Origin of the sequence: Gloeothece verrucosa PCC 7822 (genome assembly GCF_000147335.1) — a bacterium.
In the GTDB taxonomy this organism is placed as follows: Bacteria; Cyanobacteriota; Cyanobacteriia; order Cyanobacteriales; family Microcystaceae; genus Gloeothece; species Gloeothece verrucosa.
On sequence record NC_014501.1, the window covers coordinates 2,011,463 to 2,028,902 of the forward strand.

At 39.1% G+C, this 17,440-nt stretch carries 19 protein-coding genes; 13 read left to right on the plus strand and 6 right to left on the minus strand.

What is annotated here, in order from left to right:
* The first annotated feature begins 28 nt into the window (after window positions 1-28).
* The gene (locus CYAN7822_RS08910; protein WP_013321920.1) at window positions 29-196 is read left to right on the plus strand and encodes a Sec-independent protein translocase subunit TatA/TatB; all 168 of its coding nucleotides are present in this window, start codon (window positions 29-31) and stop codon (window positions 194-196) included.
* Window positions 197-528: 332 nt separating this feature from the next.
* Here the strand turns inward: CYAN7822_RS08910 and CYAN7822_RS08920 are convergent, their stop codons facing one another.
* The gene (locus tag CYAN7822_RS08920) at window positions 529-2,160 is read right to left on the minus strand and encodes a DUF3352 domain-containing protein (protein ID WP_013321921.1); all 1,632 of its coding nucleotides are present in this window, start codon (window positions 2,158-2,160) and stop codon (window positions 529-531) included.
* 310 nt (window positions 2,161-2,470) lie between these two features.
* On the opposite strand from CYAN7822_RS08920, the gene CYAN7822_RS08925 reads away from it, so the two are divergent.
* From CYAN7822_RS08925 to CYAN7822_RS08935, 3 genes are all read left to right on the plus strand, one after another.
* Window positions 2,471-3,175, plus strand: coding sequence for a pentapeptide repeat-containing protein (locus tag CYAN7822_RS08925; protein WP_013321922.1), 705 nt, complete (start codon window positions 2,471-2,473; stop codon window positions 3,173-3,175).
* Window positions 3,176-3,263: 88 nt separating this feature from the next.
* Window positions 3,264-3,686 (plus strand): CAAD domain-containing protein, encoded by a 423-nt coding sequence (locus tag CYAN7822_RS08930; RefSeq protein WP_013321923.1) that lies wholly within the window; start codon window positions 3,264-3,266, stop codon window positions 3,684-3,686.
* A 243-nt stretch (window positions 3,687-3,929) separates the two neighbouring features.
* Entirely contained in the window at window positions 3,930-4,286 is a 357-nt protein-coding gene (locus CYAN7822_RS08935) for an ArsR/SmtB family transcription factor (RefSeq protein ID WP_013321924.1), read from the plus strand.
* 2 nt (window positions 4,287-4,288) lie between these two features.
* Here CYAN7822_RS08935 and CYAN7822_RS08940 read toward each other — a convergent pair whose 3' ends face one another.
* A complete protein-coding gene (locus CYAN7822_RS08940; RefSeq protein ID WP_013321925.1) occupies window positions 4,289-5,377 on the minus strand; it encodes an AI-2E family transporter in 1,089 nt (362 codons plus the stop codon).
* A gap of 169 nt (window positions 5,378-5,546) precedes the next feature.
* Here CYAN7822_RS08940 and CYAN7822_RS08945 point away from each other — a divergent pair, with 169 nt between their 5' ends.
* From CYAN7822_RS08945 to CYAN7822_RS08980, 8 genes are all read left to right on the plus strand, one after another.
* Entirely contained in the window at window positions 5,547-6,362 is an 816-nt protein-coding gene (locus CYAN7822_RS08945; RefSeq protein ID WP_013321926.1) for an SDR family NAD(P)-dependent oxidoreductase, read from the plus strand.
* Window positions 6,359-7,693, plus strand: coding sequence for a flavin-containing monooxygenase (locus CYAN7822_RS08950; protein WP_013321927.1), 1,335 nt, complete (start codon window positions 6,359-6,361; stop codon window positions 7,691-7,693). Before CYAN7822_RS08945 ends, CYAN7822_RS08950 begins: the two co-directional genes overlap by 4 nt.
* 145 nt (window positions 7,694-7,838) lie before the next feature.
* Entirely contained in the window at window positions 7,839-8,051 is a 213-nt protein-coding gene (locus CYAN7822_RS08955; protein ID WP_013321928.1) for a DUF2949 domain-containing protein, read from the plus strand.
* Between the two features lie 544 nt (window positions 8,052-8,595).
* Entirely contained in the window at window positions 8,596-9,243 is a 648-nt protein-coding gene (locus CYAN7822_RS08960) for a COP23 domain-containing protein (RefSeq protein WP_013321929.1), read from the plus strand.
* Between the two features lie 109 nt (window positions 9,244-9,352).
* Window positions 9,353-10,189, plus strand: coding sequence for a S1 family peptidase (locus tag CYAN7822_RS08965; RefSeq protein WP_013321930.1), 837 nt, complete (start codon window positions 9,353-9,355; stop codon window positions 10,187-10,189).
* Between the two features lie 36 nt (window positions 10,190-10,225).
* The gene (locus CYAN7822_RS08970; RefSeq protein WP_013321931.1) at window positions 10,226-11,014 is read left to right on the plus strand and encodes a S1 family peptidase; all 789 of its coding nucleotides are present in this window, start codon (window positions 10,226-10,228) and stop codon (window positions 11,012-11,014) included.
* A gap of 20 nt (window positions 11,015-11,034) precedes the next feature.
* Window positions 11,035-11,934 (plus strand): CAP domain-containing protein, encoded by a 900-nt coding sequence (locus CYAN7822_RS08975; protein ID WP_157871798.1) that lies wholly within the window; start codon window positions 11,035-11,037, stop codon window positions 11,932-11,934.
* 26 nt (window positions 11,935-11,960) lie between these two features.
* Window positions 11,961-12,899, plus strand: a complete 939-nt coding sequence (locus tag CYAN7822_RS08980) for a DUF4344 domain-containing metallopeptidase (RefSeq protein WP_013321933.1) — start codon at window positions 11,961-11,963, stop codon at window positions 12,897-12,899.
* Window positions 12,900-12,948: 49 nt separating this feature from the next.
* Here the strand turns inward: CYAN7822_RS08980 and CYAN7822_RS08985 are convergent, their stop codons facing one another.
* Window positions 12,949-13,839 (minus strand): SDR family oxidoreductase, encoded by an 891-nt coding sequence (locus tag CYAN7822_RS08985; protein ID WP_013321934.1) that lies wholly within the window; start codon window positions 13,837-13,839, stop codon window positions 12,949-12,951.
* 300 nt (window positions 13,840-14,139) lie between these two features.
* Here CYAN7822_RS08985 and CYAN7822_RS08990 point away from each other — a divergent pair, with 300 nt between their 5' ends.
* On the plus strand, window positions 14,140-14,340 hold the full coding sequence (locus CYAN7822_RS08990; protein ID WP_013321935.1) for a chlorophyll a/b-binding protein: 201 nt from the start codon (window positions 14,140-14,142) through the stop codon (window positions 14,338-14,340).
* Window positions 14,341-14,417: 77 nt separating this feature from the next.
* Here CYAN7822_RS08990 and gltX read toward each other — a convergent pair whose 3' ends face one another.
* The 3 genes from gltX to CYAN7822_RS09005 all read right to left on the minus strand — a co-directional run bounded on the left by gltX (window position 14,418) and on the right by CYAN7822_RS09005 (window position 17,377).
* A complete protein-coding gene (gltX, locus tag CYAN7822_RS08995; RefSeq protein WP_013321936.1) occupies window positions 14,418-15,869 on the minus strand; it encodes a glutamate--tRNA ligase in 1,452 nt (483 codons plus the stop codon).
* A gap of 288 nt (window positions 15,870-16,157) precedes the next feature.
* Entirely contained in the window at window positions 16,158-16,352 is a 195-nt protein-coding gene (locus CYAN7822_RS37560; RefSeq protein WP_245602716.1) for a hypothetical protein, read from the minus strand.
* Between the two features lie 47 nt (window positions 16,353-16,399).
* Complete coding sequence (locus CYAN7822_RS09005) at window positions 16,400-17,377, minus strand: DNA-methyltransferase (RefSeq protein ID WP_245602718.1); 978 nt, start codon at window positions 17,375-17,377, stop codon at window positions 16,400-16,402.
* Between the last annotated feature and the right edge of the window lie 63 nt (window positions 17,378-17,440).

Sequence of the window (17,440 nt, forward strand, 5' to 3'; positions counted from 1 at the left end):
ATTAGAATAGGTTATTAGGAGTTAATGTATGTTTAATTTAGGTTGGCCAGAAGTAGGTATTATTATTATCGCTGTGTTGGTGATCTTCGGAACCAAAAAAATTCCCGAATTCGGTAGTGCATTAGGTAAAACTTTACGGGGTTTTAAAGAGGAAATCAATAATCCCCAGCATGATTCTACAGAAGATGACGAATAAAGATAAAGAAAATATTACATCACTCAACCCATCCCTAAAACTTATGCTAGAGATGAACACTGGATTATTTCCAGCAAAGCCCTCAAAGTCTAGCGGCTCCTTTTTTGTCAGGGGAATATTTCTATATCATATTTTGGGTTTAAACTTTTTTTTACTGAAGGTTTGTAACAAAACTTTTTATTAAAAAGGCGTTCTTGGTTTCAATCTGTACAGTAAGATTAACTTTTAATTGCCTGATTTTGGCGGCAAAGTAAGCATGAAATAAGCGATCTGATCTTTTACTTTGCCTGTCTTTGTTCAACAATAGCCTGGGAGAATTTAAAAGCTTAGGCTTATTGCCTAGACTTAAAAGTTAATAACAGATCAAATTCACTGGTGGTTTTATCCGGCATCGTAGCAGTGAGAGCCAAACCTTCCAGAGAATTGAGGACTGTCATAGTATCAGGATTTGGGGTCATACCTTGCATTTGAGCCACTTTGGTAAACTCAGTCACCATCTGATTGAGGTCTAGATAAAAATAGCCAAAATTATTTTTAGGTAAAGAGTTGGTAATAGCTCGAAAATTGGGACTCAGTGCCACAGAATCTTTAGCTTTAACATCAGTAGCCGTTGAAAATGGCATAAATAAAGTCATGGCTAAAGAATGATCATTGAGCCATCCGCGACTTAAACTGAAATTTTGTGGCGGCATTTTCCAATCTATGACATCAATTCCGTTAACGCTATTGGGTTCAACGGAAATATCATACATTTTGACCATTTGATCGATTTTGTTGAAGGTACTTTGAGCCGTAGACTGATCGCTCGTTTCTAAAATGATCATCCCGCCAATGCCCATCATTGGTACAGTGCTTTGATGGCTAAACACCATTCCTAAAGCAAATTCCCCATCCATCCAACCAAATACTTCTTGATCCGCGTCTAGATTCCATGAACGAAAACCTTCTCGAACTTGATCCACCCAAGCTTGTAAATATTGATCATTTTGAGCTTGCTTAACCAAATTAGACCAGCCATCGCGGAGGGCTTTACCACTAATAACGGCAAAAGTCTTAGCGGGAAATTGTTCCAGCACCTTACCGGGAGCCACAGTCAGAGAGGGTATAAACCCAGAGGGATTAAGTTTAGCCACTGTCTGTAAGTGAATTCCTTGGTCTTCGAGTCCTAAGCCAACGACGATCGAATCTACCTGTTTTAATGATTCTAAGGTATTGGGAGCCAGAGGAGCATCAGGTAAGGCATTTTTTAATCCTTGCTCAATCACAGCACCATAGTCAGCAATATAAACTTGAGCCACAGGATGGTTCAAGGTTAAAGTTTGAGTTAAGATTTGTTTAGCTCCTGGTTTGTCACTGTAAGAGAGTGAACCATTGAGAGTATCAATAGACTGCTCTACCGTTTCAGGCTTATCCCCTAAGAGAACATAGCTACCCATAATCGCAAAACTCAAAGGAGGGCTATTGGGCGTGGTTAGGGTAGTAATGGTAATTCCTTGATGTTTTGTTTGTGTGGTTTTGTAGTTGGGTTGATTTTTCAGTTTCTTTTCAAAATCAAAGGCCTTGAATTTATTTTTAATACCAGCAACGATTAATACTTGTGGTTCAGTAGAGCTTTTAGAAGGCATAAAAGCCAACATGACCCCACCTAACCAGGGATAAACATCTTGTTCATAGTTAATTTCTTGAGAGGATAGATTATTTTTGAATTGATTTAGTTTCTTGCCTAAAACTTGTTGAGCTTCTAATGTGCCAAATTTAGATAATTGCGACCAATCTTTAGCATCTGTAGAAATATAGCTTGTCAAGAGTGCCCCTTGAGGCACAGCTTCAGCCGCATCAATCGGCGTTAAATTTTTTCCGAATAATTCCCCTCGCCAATAATAAATTCCCCCCGCAGTTAATCCAATTACTGCTAGGATCGAAAGACAACCGCACCCGGATTTCTTGTTATTCCTTGTAGCCATAAACTTTTACAAATCTTGATGCTAATACCATAGTCGACGAAATCACCGATGACTGTGATCTGGATCACTCTGTAACAATGAATTCAAATTTTCCTTGGCGATATTAGGTATAATTTCACAAATGTTACAGCTTTTGGTATTTTTTCTAAGATTTTTTCACCAATTCCGGAGGACGCAATTATTCTAGAAGAACAGGGTGATCGAGGAGCTTTTTTTCAAGGGGATGTTATGACAGACTCAACAGTAAACCGTAAACAATATAAAACTGCTAATTCGGTAACTTTTGACTTTTGATAGTAGAGGGTTTGCGATGAACGAACTAGATCGATATTATAAAATGCTAGGTTTAGAGCTTGGAGCCTCCCTCGAAGAGATCAATCAAGCTTATAAAGACTTAGCTTTCATTTGGCATCCTGATCGCATCCCCAAAGATAATCCACGACTTTTAGAAAAGGCCACTGCTAAACTTCAAGAACTCAATCTAGCACGCGAACAGTTACGCTTGAATCATCTGCAAGCGAGTCAACTGTCTGCCCAAGGGTCTCGAGGCGCTAACAGTTCCCAACCTCAGCCTTCTTACCCCTCTTCTCCGATTTATGAGGAGCATCACACCAGCGAGCGGCGTTATGAGCAAGCTAAACGCCCTTATTACCGAGATTATACCCGCGCGGATTTTCGAGGGGCAAATCTCAGGGAAAAAGATTTTTCCGGACGTAATTTGATGCAGGCCGATTTAAGTCATGCAGATTTAACAGATAGTTTTTTACATAAGGTCAATTTAGAACGAGCAATTCTCTACCGCGCTAACCTTTTTCGGGCAAATTTGCTACAGGCCAATCTTAGAGGTGCGAATTTACAACAAGCGCATCTAATTGGGGCAGACTTGAGCGGCTCAGATCTCAGTGAAGCGGATTTACGGGGGGCTAAAATCGGTTATGGTAAGCGCATTATGGTGAAATTGACAGGGGCAATTCTCACAGGGGCTATTTTACCTGATGGAAGCATCCATCATTAGAGTCTTGTTTTGATCATAGCTTCAATGGTAGTCTAGATTCTTATCACCTACTCCCCCGTTGACTTTTGAGCAAACTCAAGATTTTTATATGTCCTCTCAAATCTCTCTAGAAAATCAGACCCCTAAAACCGAAGCCTCTTTACAGAAGGTTGACGAAAAAGCGTCTAATGAGTTGGTACTCTCATCTTCGATCAAAAAATTTATGCAAGTGGGTTGGCAAATGTCTGCTTTAATTGAACAAATTCCTGAGTATTGGAACCAGTTTTGGCAAGCTTATCAACGCCCTCTCATCCTGCTGGGATGGATTTTAGGAACTCTGGTAACCTTAAAAGTTTTCTTAGCTGTTATCGCGGCTATCAACAGTTTACCCTTGTTAGCGCCTCTGCTAAAACTGATCGGTTTGGCTTACAGTCTTTGGTTTATTTTTCGCTATCTCCTCGGTTTTACTAAGCGTCAGGAAATTCTCACTCAGTTAAACAGCTTTAAAGAATATATTTTTGGTGCTTCTTGACTTTAGAACAGTCAAATCGTTGAAATACGGTTAAATTTTAGCTTTTGGGCGTAAACTTTGCGTCCCTACAGTATGGCAATTGTTTTCAGCAGGTAGGGGCACAAAGCTTGTGCCCTCTTTTAGATAAGATTAGCCTTATCACCACAAATACGGGAGAAACATCGCCTAGCCTGTAGGAAGATGTGATAATCGCTACGGTATTATATAGTTATCAAAGCCGGTTAAACCCCTGATCCTGAATTTATGCCTAATAAGCTTGCCTCAAAGATCAACCCTGACATACTGACTCCCGTTGCTGAATATTTTAAAGTTCTATCAGAAGTAAGTCGTCTGCAAATTCTTAGTTGTTTAAAAGAAAAAGAAATGAACGTTACCGAACTCGGTGAAGCCACAGGACTAGGACAAGCCAACTTATCAAAACACCTGAAAGTGTTAACTCAAGCCGGTATTCTCAGCCGCCAACCTCAAGGAGTTAGCGCCTACTACTCGGTTAACGATCCGATGATTTTTGAACTATGTGATGTAGTCTGTCAACGAATTAGTGAAAGAATGCAGCAACAAGCCGAACATTTTGAACAGTTAAAACTTTTTTCTCAATAATTTTAAGGAAGGTGATCAGATTCCGACTCCGAAATGGTTTGAGTCGTTTTCACTTCTGCCGCATTCCCTGACCCCATTAAAACCACTAAAAAACGAGTATCTTCTGAGCTTTCTAAAATCACTTTTTTAACCATTAACGTCAGAGGAACCGCTAAAATTGCCCCCATTCCTCCTAATACCCAACTCCAGAAAATTACCGAAAGAATAATAATTAAAGGGGATAAATCTAACCCTTGCTGCATATAGCGCGGCTTAATGCCTTTGTCTACAATATTATCAATAAGCCAACAGAAAAAAAATACTAACAAAGCTTTCTCTATCCCAAACTCTAATAAAGCCAAAAGCATCGGCGGAAGCACAGCCAGAATAAATCCCACAGCCGGAATAAAATTGAGCAAGAAAAACAGCACCCCCCACAAAGCCGCTAAATCAATTCCCAAAAACAACAAAATAAAAAAATCCACCACCCCCGTCAATGCCCCTGTCCAAGCCGTAATAAATACATAGTTTCTAATATCTCGATTAAAAGCATTAAACCGAGCTAATAAAACACCACTAGACGTTATATTTCGTTGTATTTTTTCGGAAAAACCCGAGGCTTCAATTAACATAAAAGCTATTAAAAAAACTAACAGCAGCGAGGTACTTAATGCTTCTGTAATAGTCCTTAAAAATCCAGCAACAGTGCCAATAATTCTGGCGGGAGAAAATATCTCCAGCGATAATAATTGGCTAGTATCAATTCCTCGAGCCGCTAAAGTCGCTTTACTAGCATCTTTTAACGCTTGTATTTTCGCTTCATAAGTCGGTAAAATATGAATTAACTCAGAAATAGAAATGCCTAAAAAAGCGACTAAGAACAAGCCCGCGCAAATAACAATTAAAATCGTCATGAGCAAGGCTAACCAACCGGGTAGGCGTTTACGGATGAGCCAATGTAACAGAGGCGTGATGGCGATAGCAATTAGCGAGGCTAAAAAAAAGGAATTTAAAATAGAAGCAGCCGCTTGCATTCCCGCCACAATAATCACAAAACTCGCGCCACCAAGCAGCAGCAAAAAAATAGGGGACAGTAGAGGTTTGGTAGTCATAAAGAAAATTGAGCGATTAATCAGGAGATCTAGCAGGGATTTTTTCCCTGACTCAGAAGGGTAAGTATTTATAACTGGTGCTAAATAAGATTCAGATAAATTATACTATGGCTGAAAAAAAAATAAGATTAATTGATAAATTAAATTAAACAAATTAAAATTCTTAAAAATGACTCAACTCGAAAAAGCCGTTATCCTCATTACTGGTGCAAGCGGAGGATTTGGACAAGAATTAACCCGGCAGTTATTAGAATACGGCAGCCGCTTAATATTAAGTGATTTATCTGAAGCCGCTTTGCTTAAACAGGCGCAAACCATACAACAACAAGTAACAACAGGTGAAATCATCGCTTGTATAGCTTGTGATCTTAGTGATCTTCAGGGATGTCAAACCCTTTACGATCAAGTCAAAGCACTGAACATCTCAGTAGATATTTTAATCAACAATGCAGGAATAGGACTTTTTGGGCGCATGGATGAAGTGCCGCCCGATAAATGGGAACAACTAATGCAAGTAAACCTATTAGCACCCATGCGCTTAAGTACCCTATTTGTCGCCGACATGATTACTCGCCGAAAAGGTCACATTGTCAACATTTCCTCCTTAGCCGGCTGGGCAGCCCTAGAAGGAATGGCCCATTATGCAGCCAGTAAATACGGTTTGCGAGGATTTAGCGAAGGACTCTATAGTGAAGTAAAAACTTATAACGTGCAAGTAACGGCTGTTTATCCCTTTTTTAGCCGCACTCCCATCCTTCAATCACAGCGCTATGGGACTTTAGGCTCAATATACCAAGATTATCCGCTTTCGATGGCAACCGATCCAGCCCAAGTCATGCGCCAAACTCTAAAAGGCGTTATCAATAATCAACTTCATGTATTTCCCGACATCACCGCTAAATGGATTCAATTTCTCAAACGATATTTTCCAGATTTACTAGACTGGTTAAGGGAAAGATTGGATAAAAAACTCAAAAAACGATGAACACAACAGACAAATATTTAATTATCGGAGCCGGTTTTGTGGGGTTAGGAATGGCCCAAGCCCTCAAAACAGCCGGTATGGCTTACGATCACATTGATGCGAGTGATCACATCGGGGGAAATTGGTATCATGGGGTTTATGACTCTGCTCATATCATCTCATCGAAAAAAGTCACTCAATTTACCTATTTTCCCATGCCCGCCCATTATCCAGATTTCCCCAGCGCCCAACAAATGCGGGATTATCTGACAAGTTTTGCCGCTCATTTTGATTTACCTTCCTCAATTGAACTCAACCGCACCGTGACTTATGTACGCCCAGTGGACAATAATCTTTGGGAAGTCACCTTCGCTGATGGAGAACAACGCCTCTATAAAGGAGTATTGATGTGTAATGGTCATCATTGGTGTAAACGCTTTCCCAGCTTCGAGGGAAAATTTACAGGAGAAATGATTCACTCTAAAGATTATAAACATCGCTCACAACTAGAAGATAAACGGGTTTTAGTGGTGGGCGGCGGCAACTCAGCTTGTGATTTAGCCGCAGAAGCCGCAAGAGTCGGCAAAAAAAGTGTGATCAGTATGCGCGAAAGTGTCTGGTTTTTACCGAAAACCTTTGCCGGAGTGCCTATTACGGATTTAATGCAATGGTGGATGCCAGAATGGCTTCAGCGTTTAATCGCTTATGGAATCATTCGCCTCAGTTTTGGGAAACATTCGGATTATGGCATGAGTGTTCCTCAACATCAAATTTTCCGCAAACATCCCACTTTGAATAATGAAGTTCCTTACTATATAAAACATGGTCGCATCCGTGTTAAACCGGCAATCAAGCGGCTTGATGGAACCGAGGTAACCTTTACTGATGGCAGTTGTGAGCAATTTGATTTAATCGTTTGTGCCACGGGTTATCATTTGGCTTATCCGTTTTTACCCAAAGAACTACAGCGTGTTCAAGGTGCCATTGTCCAGTGTTACGGTGGATCGTTTTTGGCTGACTATAAGGGATTATATTATATTGGCTGGGGACAACCCCGAGGCGGAGTAGGGTCTTTAATGAGTGCTTCTGTGCCTATCTTGGTTCGTTTCCTCAAACTTCAAGACGAGATTAATATCCCTGTAGGACTGGTTCTTAAAGAAATGGGACAGCAGCTACCCCAAACCCATTTATCTGATCCACAGGAAATTTTTAGACGTTTAAAGCTTACCAAGATCTTCTTTAACCAGATTATCAAAAAAGCTAATCAGGTAGATGCCCAATATCCTCATTTTTCCAACCCCATTCTTCCGCCTTTACTATCCGAGAAAACATCGTCTCTGGTAATGTTTTAGCTCTTTGGGGGACATTTTTTAAAGATTTGTTAAAGATTGACAAAAAAATAAGAAAATTCGGGAATACTTCATCTGTCTGTCGTATATAGTTCAGGGAACTCCCTACTTCTGACAGTAAATGTATTGAAGTTTCACTCCCACACTTATGAATGATCTCAACCAAAAACCCCGTTTACTCTCTTTTCTGCAAGAGGAATTAAAAATCCCTTCTGCCTCGATCAATTTAGCTCTCAACGATCCTCAACTATCTTACGGTTCTTTCCCGATGCTGTTATGGCGTTATGGTCTAATTAGCTTATCTCAGTTAGACCTGATTTACGACTGGCTCGATGAACCTGGTCATTCTTGTAACTTTTAGCTTCGAGAGTGATTATATGGGTTCATTATGGATTGGTCAATGGTTCAGGGGTTCTAGAGATGGGTGAATGCCTAAGTATCAACCCGGAACCCTGAACACAAAAAAGCTTAAGATAAAAAAAATTAGCAACACGGCTTACTAAATATTTAAGAAAAAATCAAGTTTTTTTTAAAATTCAAAAATTCTTGTCAGACAAAAAAGTTGGTCAATATTTCTGGAATCGAAAGGATTCAAATTGAATCTAGTAATAGGTAAACAGAACTAGATTCATTTTTATGGACTTTAAAATCTTTAGCCGCACTCAAACGACAAATACCAGCCATTAAGAGTCAAGGGGACGGATATTCGCTCTTGAGCCATGAAAATCCCTTTAGCTTTATGGGTCTAGCCAAAACCCAGATCGAACAATCTTATTTTAAACGCTAAGAATTTGCGCCTAGCAATTTCTATCTATATGACAACTCAAAAATTGACATCACCTACTCTGGTGATTGTCAACAAAACTGGTTAAAATCATAACATCAATTTTCAGGAGAACTCCCTTATGCTCACCAAAACTTATACATTAACAACCCTATTAACCACAGTCACCCTCTGCGCCAGCACCATTTTTGCTCAACCGAGTCAAGCGCAACAAATCAGTTTTGCCTGTGCAGTAGATACCGATAAAGTACCCACAACCTATGCTCAAACCCCAGACGATACAGTGCCGGTTTTCAAATGGACATCTAATTACTTTCGTCCTCCCTACACCCCCATGCAACGTTGTCAAGAAGTCGCGGGACGAATGAATAATTTTTATGCTAACGGAATGATGGATTACCTCACTAGCGGAGTCGTGAATAATCAGCCGGTCATTTGTGCTGGCCCTAGCTGCAATGCTGATGGCAGTAACGTTTTAATCACACTCAAACCGAATCAAGACCCGAATCAGGTTCTACAAGAAATCGATTCTAATCGTTCAGGTGCTGGGGGACCTTCCTATCAATTAACTGGTGGAACCACTAGCAGCAGTAAAAGCAATGCGCTAACTCGCAACTCAAACGGGACTGTTAGCCTAGATATGAATCGCTTTTTACAAACCAATTCTGCTACAGTACCCCAAACTTCACAACCTACTCAAACCACCTCTCCCGGGATTCTAAAACCTAATCCTTCTAATTCCAATAACCCCCCAAGACGAACTTGGTAAAAACATCAAAATTTTTAAAAATTCAAAGTTCTCTGTTTTTTGTACTTTGTCCTCTGTCCTCTGTCCCTTATTCCCTGTTCCCTGTTTGGCTGTTCCCTGTTTCCTAATAATGACTAAAAATTTACAGATATTTTTTGTTGGTTTAGCTAGTTTAATCATCGGCCTATCAACCGGCCTATTCTTGCAAGGAAAAGGAACTGACAAGGTTGTCCAATCTCCCTATACCCCAAGGCAACAACAAACGCCTAATTCTCCGAGTTCTTTTGGTTTAAATCCGCCTAATTTTAGCTATGACCAACTTTATCAAATCGCCCAATCAATTACCGTAAAAGTCTTATCAGGTCAAACATCTGGGTCAGGGATTCTTATCCAAAAACAAGGAGAGATTTATACCGTTGTTACTAATAATCATGTATTGGTTTTTGGACTGACTAATCAATCTTACCGAATTAAAACTGAGGATAACCAAATTCATAATGCTCAAGTCATAAAATCAGTGGATTTTAAGAAAAATGACTTGGGGTTACTGCAATTTAGGAGCCAGAACAATTATAAAGTAGCCACAATTTCATCTTTAGCTAAAATCAATTATGAAGCAGAAGTCTATGCGGCTGGGTTTCCGGCTGAAATCGATTCTTCTAGTTCCGAATTTGTCTTAAGTACAGGCAAAATTAAAATGTTTAGTGACCTTGCCTTTGGTGGCGGCTATCAAATTGGTAGTACCAATAAAGTGCAAAAAGGCATGAGTGGAGGGCCATTACTTAATCGTCAAGGCGAGATAATTGGTATTAATGGCGTACATAGATACCCATTATGGGGAAATCCCTATGTATTTGAAGATGGCTCTGTTGCCTCTCCTGAAAAAAAACAGCTTATGAGTCAATATAGTTGGGCAATTCCTATCCAAACATTTTTAAATATAGCTCCTGAATTTGCTAGGAAATAATTTAGTTGTATATAATCATGACTTAAGAGTTAAATCATGTTGAGTTTTAGAGAGATAATCAACCGGCAGCATTTCAATCACAAAAATGAGATACTTCCAATCAACCTCATCCATCAATGGCCTTTAGCCCTAATTTTTTTGCTCTTCTTTTTTCCTTCAGCCGCCAAGGCTTTAGAACCTCAACAAATTGCTCAACAAGCCCAACAAACTACCGTTAAAATTACAGGATCAGGCCTTGAGCAAAGCGGCATTTTAATTACAGAAGATAAAAATACTTATTGGATCATGACTTGTACTCCTAAAGATAAGTCTGTACTCAATAAAGCTAAAATTATTGCTCCTGATGGTCAACCCTATGAGTCTCTAAGTGCCCAAATTATTCATTTAAATCAATTTCCTATCAGCTTAATTCCTGTGCAGATTAACCGCTCCTATGAAACCGCTAATATGGGAGATTCTAACTCAATTAAATTAGGAGAAAGGGTATATATTGCTGGTTTTATGCCAGCTTCCGATAATCGTAGAAATCCGCAATTTATCTTCACGGAAGGAATAATCTCTAGTCTAGCCGAACAACCCCCGAAATCGGGTTTTACCCACACTAACCCCATCTATCCAGGAATGGAAGGAACCCCGATCTTTAGTCAGCAAGGAACATTAATTGGTATTAGCTGTCAAAACTCGACTTTAGCTAATCGTCAGAAAAAAGACCTTCAACTGAATTGGGGAATTCCCATTACTCCTCTAACCGAATTGGCTCAACAAAAAGGCTTATCTTTTGGGTTTTCAGCTTTGGGTTCTCCTCCTCCTTCTCCTAATCCTTAATGTATCAATTAGTTTTGAGTATGCAAAAAAGAGTTATCATCTCAATGACAATGGGTTTGGCTATGGTAATTTATCCGTTTGAATCTCATAAAATTAGCCAATTATCTCCATTGTTAGCTCAAAATAATATTATCAATACCCAAAGACCAAAAATTTCATTATCTTCCTTAGAATTCTTGCACAATTCACAAGAACTGGTCAAGAAAGGGAACAGGGAACAGGGAACAGGGAACAGAATTAAGGGAAATTTGATTTCTGCAAGAGGTTCCTTGAGCATCTCCTCTCCACTGAAAGAATCAGCTAGAAAAAAAAATTTAATTAGTCAAACTTCTCCCCTCAATTTAAATCCCCAAAATTGTCAAGGAGAAAAAATTCTTTCTGAGTTAATTTGTGCCGGTGATAACTTAAATAGTCAAGAAACAGAATTATATCAACTGATCAATCAATATCGAACTCAACAAGGACTTTCATCGATTCCTTTATCCCCCTCATTAAGCCGAGTAGCTAACCGTCATCTTCAAGATTTACAAGATAATTTAGAGCTTTATGACCGCAGTGGCAAAGATTGGCATTTTGGCTGGAGTAATTGCTCTTATGATGCTAATAATCCTAACACATTTTCTTGTATGTGGGCGGCTCCTCAGCGTTTAAAAACAGCTTATCCGGGTAAAGCTTATGAACTGCTTTGTGGAGGTAAAAGAAATATTTCTCCTCAAGAGGCTTTAAACTGTTGGCAAAAAAGTAGTCTTAACAATGATGTTCTGATCAATCAAGAAGATTGGCGTAATTATCGATGGAATGCCATAGGAATAGCGATTAATGAAGGATATGCTACTGTGTGGTTAGGACAAGAAAACGATAAAGCTAATCAAAATACTAACCCCCCTAAACCTGTACCGAAACCGGGTAGGATTTGGTAATTTATATTAACTAGGAGATTATTACAATGTTTAAACCTAATCTAAAAAAATTCTCTTTAAGCCTTATTGCTTCTAGCTTAACTGTGATGAGTGGCTTGATTTTTGATGGACTGGTCAGTCATGCTTTAGCACAAACATCAACCGGACAAAAACAGTCTAAACCCGTTCAATCTATGGGTAATAAACAGCTAAAAAGTCGCGTGGGAAAATTTGTCTTAGTTTATCAACCTTCTCGGATTAGAGAGCATCAAGCATTACAAGAATTTTTACAAAAAGTGGGTTTATTTGAAGCTTTGATTTCGGTTTTCAATAATTCCGGTTTGGTCATGCGCTATGATGTTCCTGTTGTGTTTGCAGATTGTGGGGTTGTTAATGCTTTTTATAGCCCTGAAAATAAATCTATAACTATGTGTCATGAACTAATTTTTCAAATGGCAAAAGATTTTATCAGAGTTAAAAAAGTCTCTACAGAAGAAGCATTAACTGATGCTTTATTTGCTAGTGTTTTTGTTTTTTTTCATGAATTAGGTCATGCCTTAATTGATATTTTACCCCTTCCTACTGTCGGCAATGAAGAAGATGCAGTGGATCAATTTTCGGCTATACTGCTCCTAGATACAGAAAAACCTGACGTGGTTATTAAAACTGTTTATAATGCGGCTCTTTGGTTTGGGAATAGTCCGCAAGCACCTGCATGGGATGAACATGCTCCCAGTGATGTGAGATATTATAATTTAATCTGTTTAATGTATGGAAAAGACTCTAATCAATATGGTGTTTTCGCCAAAGAGTTACAAGGAAGAGCCACTAAGTGTGGTAATGAATATAAAAAAGTATCCCAAAGTTGGGAGCAATTATTACTCCCTCATTTTGCTGATAATAATAATTCTCGGGGGGGCAATTCTTCCTCTGAACCCCCTCGTAATCCTCCTTCTAGAGGAGCGCGGCCAGGCCAGATTTGGTAAAAATAATTATTTCAATTAATATTAATTAATTCTTCAAGTTTTTTTTATTTCAGAAAATTTCTTGGGTTCCTCCTAAATAGCGGCGGATGAAGCTTTCTAAAGTTTCTAACTTAATATTATAAACAGACTCTAGAGTGGCAATTTCACTAGATGTGCAGAAAAACTCATTCGCTAATAAGGTTCTAAAAGTGCCCAATGAGCGTTGGAATTGAGGATTAATTAAACCGATACCTGCTCTTAGTCCATCCAGAACTAATAAAGGAGTATTAATAATTATAGGTTCTTGATTAAAGATTTTTCCGAAAAGGCGAGGAATGGTTTCTCGGGTTAGAATTTCCGGACCTCCCACCGCAAAAATTTGGTTTTTTGCTCCCTCAACTCGAACAGAAGCAATGGCGATTTTGGCTAAATCGTCTGTACTGACAATAGAAGACCTATTTTTGGGATCACCAATTAGTAAATAAATGCCTGTATCTCGAAATCTTTCTGCAAGGGGAAGTAAATTATTGGCAAAACCGGACGGGCGCAAAATTGTATAATTTAACCCACTAGCTATTAAATATTTTTCTACTTCTCGCTTGGCTTTAAATACGGGTGCATCTTCATAACCTCTATCAACACCTAAGACAGAAATATAAACAAAATGTTTTACGCCATTGGCCTTTGCCGCTTCAATTAATTCTATATTAGCTCGATAATCTAAGGCTTGAGCCTCATTGTCTGAACCATGAGCAACGATAATATATTCAACTCCCTGACAAGCTTTAGCAATATCTTTATCTTGTCGTAAGTCTCCAATAAAAATTTCTGCTCCTCGGTCTTCAAGTTCACTATAACGCGATAAAAGACGAACAAACGCCCGTACTGGTTGACCTTGTTCTCTTAACTGTCTAACAATTCTACGTCCTAAAGACCCCGTTGCACCAGTGATTAAGAACATTGAATAAGAGCCTCCATTTGGTTGTTTTTGTGCTTTTAATTGGATTTATAGGTCATAATCTCACACAAGTGAGCATAGATGAATACTCACTCATGTGAGCAAAAAACAAGGAGTACCCATATACACTATAAAGTTCTTCACTCCTAAACAAAATCTCTCGCAGGAAGTAACTCATGGCCAATGGAGTATAGCTATTACTCGATGGTTTTTTCTCTCTAATGGATGAAGATAGGTAAACAAATGTTTCGTTATGTTAAAAAGTACATCGCTCACATTACACAATCACCTTAAGAATTGATCATGGAAAGCAGACAATCTCAAGATTACTACACCGAACAATCTCAACGTAAATACGGAGAATTCGGCACTAAGTTTGAATTTGGTTCTAACCCCAGCGCCGAATTATGGAATGGCCGTTTAGCCATGCTTGGCTTTTTAGGCGCATTAATTATCGAATTAACAACCGGACAAGGATTTTTCCACTGGCTCGGCTTATTCTAGAGCTAACTCTTTTTGAGCAATAATATTAACCAGTAAAGAGATGGAAGCTAAAAGTTTTCATCTCTATATTTATGAGATCATATCATATTTAACGCTTCTTGTAAACGAAGCTTATCCCATCCTTTTTGATTCAATAATACCCAAGATTGAATCAAATCCGGACCTTGTAATTCTCCCATTAAAGCCGCCCGTAAAGATTTCATCACTAACCCTTTTTTGACTTTTTGGGTTTTTGTGACTTGGTTGGTGATGCTTTTAGCTTCTTCTTCACTCAACTTAGGTTGACTGGAGACTGCCTCAAGAACTTCTGTGATAATCTCTTTTACGCCATCAAGTTTTAATTGAGTGATCGCTTCTTCACTATAATTAACTGACTCTCCAAAAATCAAACGACTTTCGGCAGGCGCATCACTCAGACGAGTCAAACTCGGTGCAATTAAAGCGGTCAGTTGTTCTAACCAAGGGCGATCAAGATCAAGATCAATTTGATATCCTGCCTCATTCCAGTAAGGAATTAGGTACTCTAATAATTCCTCTGAGGGCATTTTATGAAGATATTGGCTATTAATCCAATCTAATTTATCCCAATCAAACTTAGCACCGGCTTTATTGACTCGATCTAAACTAAATAATTTAGCGGCTTCATCAAGGGTAAAAATTTCTTGGGTAGAGTCGGGGGGAGTCCATCCCAACAAAGACATATAATTAGCCATCGCTTGGGGAAGAAACCCCATTTTTCTAAAATCATCAATAGAAGTTACCCCATCGCGTTTACTCAGTTTGCGCCCTTCGTGGTTGAGAATCAGGGGAGTGTGAGCAAATTCTGGCACTGTTGCGCCTAATGCTTCATACAAGAGAATTTGTTTAGCGGTATTGGCGATGTGATCTTCTCCTCGGATGACATGAGTGATGTTCATATCAATATCATCCACCACCACCGCTAAATTATAGAGGGGTTGTCCAAACGCTTCCGAGTCAGTGTCAGGGGTACGGGCCACGACCATATCACCCCCGAGGTCGGTTCCTTTCCAGACGACTTTACCCCGAATGTGGTCATTCCAAACAATTTCTCGATCATCATCGATTTTGAAACGAATGACAGGTTTTCTTCCTTCTGCTTCAAAGGCGGCTTGTTGGTCTTGAGTTAGGTTACGATGACGGTTATCATAACGAGGGGGTAAACCCTTAGCTTTTTGAACTTCCCGCATTTGTTCTAATTCTTCGGGAGTGCAATAGCAACGGTAAGCTAACCCCTTATCGAGTAGAGTTTGGATCGCTTGACGATAGTGATCTAGCCTTTCGGTTTGAAAAAAGGGGCCTTCATCCCACTTAAGTCCTAGCCAATGGAGTCCGATTTTGATATTGTCGGTATATTCTGGGCGGGACCGTTCTAAATCAGTATCTTCTATACGTAATATAAATGTACCGTTGTGATGGCGGGCAAATAGCCAGTTAAAAACAGCCGTTCTGGCGGTTCCAATATGTAAGTTGCCGGTTGGTGATGGTGCGATACGTACTCTAACAGTCACAGATTACCCCTGTCGCGCTTATCTATAAGTTTTTATGGTGCAATTCTTTATTGTAACTTAGCTGTTTTCTCTAGCCGTTATATTGGCTTAAGGGCCGATTAAAATACGGCCATTCTTCCACCAGTTTACACTTTTGGGCAGGGGTTTTAGCTGGATTCCCCATTAGTGCGATCGCCCATGTGTCGCAAGTTTGCCGGTTTTAGCTGTCTTGCCAAATTGGTAATTAGGGCTTGCTGAATCAATCTAAAACCTTAAATTAGATGTTTCCTAAACTTTTCTCGCTAAATTTTATTCTAATTCGAGTGTTTCTTCTTCGATTAGGATTTGATCAATTTGTTCATCCGTTATCCCTAACTCTTTTTTAGCAAATACTCGTCTAGCTTTTTTATCTAAAATTGTAATAATATTAGTTTTATCTTGTTTAATGAGTTCTAAATCTTGCTTTTGTAGCAAAATCATGTAGTAACGGGATACTTCCATCATACGATAAGCATATTGAAAAGCACTTCTAGTAAATTCTCCTGTTGTTACTATTTAACGGAAATATCTTGATCCGCTTCTAAAGGCATAACTAGAGAATTAGCCGCTTGTTCAAATCGGTATTGCGACGCTTTCAAATATTCTTCATTAATATCAATAGCCAACCAATGTCTTTTTAAATCTTCGGCTACTCTCCCCGTCACATTAGAGCCACAAAAGGGATCTAAAACTAAATCTCCTGGTTCAGTACATAAATTAATGATAAATTCAGGTAGCGCTTGAGGAAATCTGGCGGGATGAGGTTTTAATCCTTCTTCTTTGCATCTTCTTTGATAGTAATCATTAGATGCAGTATTAGAAGCAGAAATGACATTAACCGGTTGAGCTAAATCATTAGACAAAAGCCAATCAAATGTAGCCAAAACCGGACTACCTATCGCAGTAGCGACAGCACTTTCTTGTGCATCAATAATATTAGGAGGAATAGCACCGCCTCGATTTTTTTGAAATTTCCTGGAAATATCATGTCCGGAAGGGCGTAATTTGGCATCATAGCCATTTTTTAAAAAATTTTCCATCGCCTTGCTATAAGGCCGCAAAACATTTTTGTTACAAGCTTTGGGATGAGGATCTTTAGATAACCACCAGATAGTATTGACAGCATCCTTAACTCGTTCTCGCCTAACTGTAACCCACTCTGCCGGTGTGGGTAATTTAGCTGGATTATACCAATATAATTCTTGGGCTAAATAAAATCCTAAGCCTCCTTCAATACGAGGTTTACACAGGTGCATCACTAGCTCAAAATGATAAAGAGATCGAACAGGATATCCTTTAACCCAACTTCCACCAATATCAATAACAAGAGAACCATTAGGTTTTAGAATTCGATAAAATTGTTGAGCAAAAGTTTCAAACCATTGGACATATTGATCGGCATTCACATTGCCATATTCTTTCTTTCTTAATAAGGCAAAAGGCGGTGAAGTACAAATTAAATCAATAGTTTCGTCTGGGACCTCCGACAAAATGGCCAAACTATCACCAAGATAAGCCGCACCCCCCTATCGTTTCATAAAAAGGCAGACACT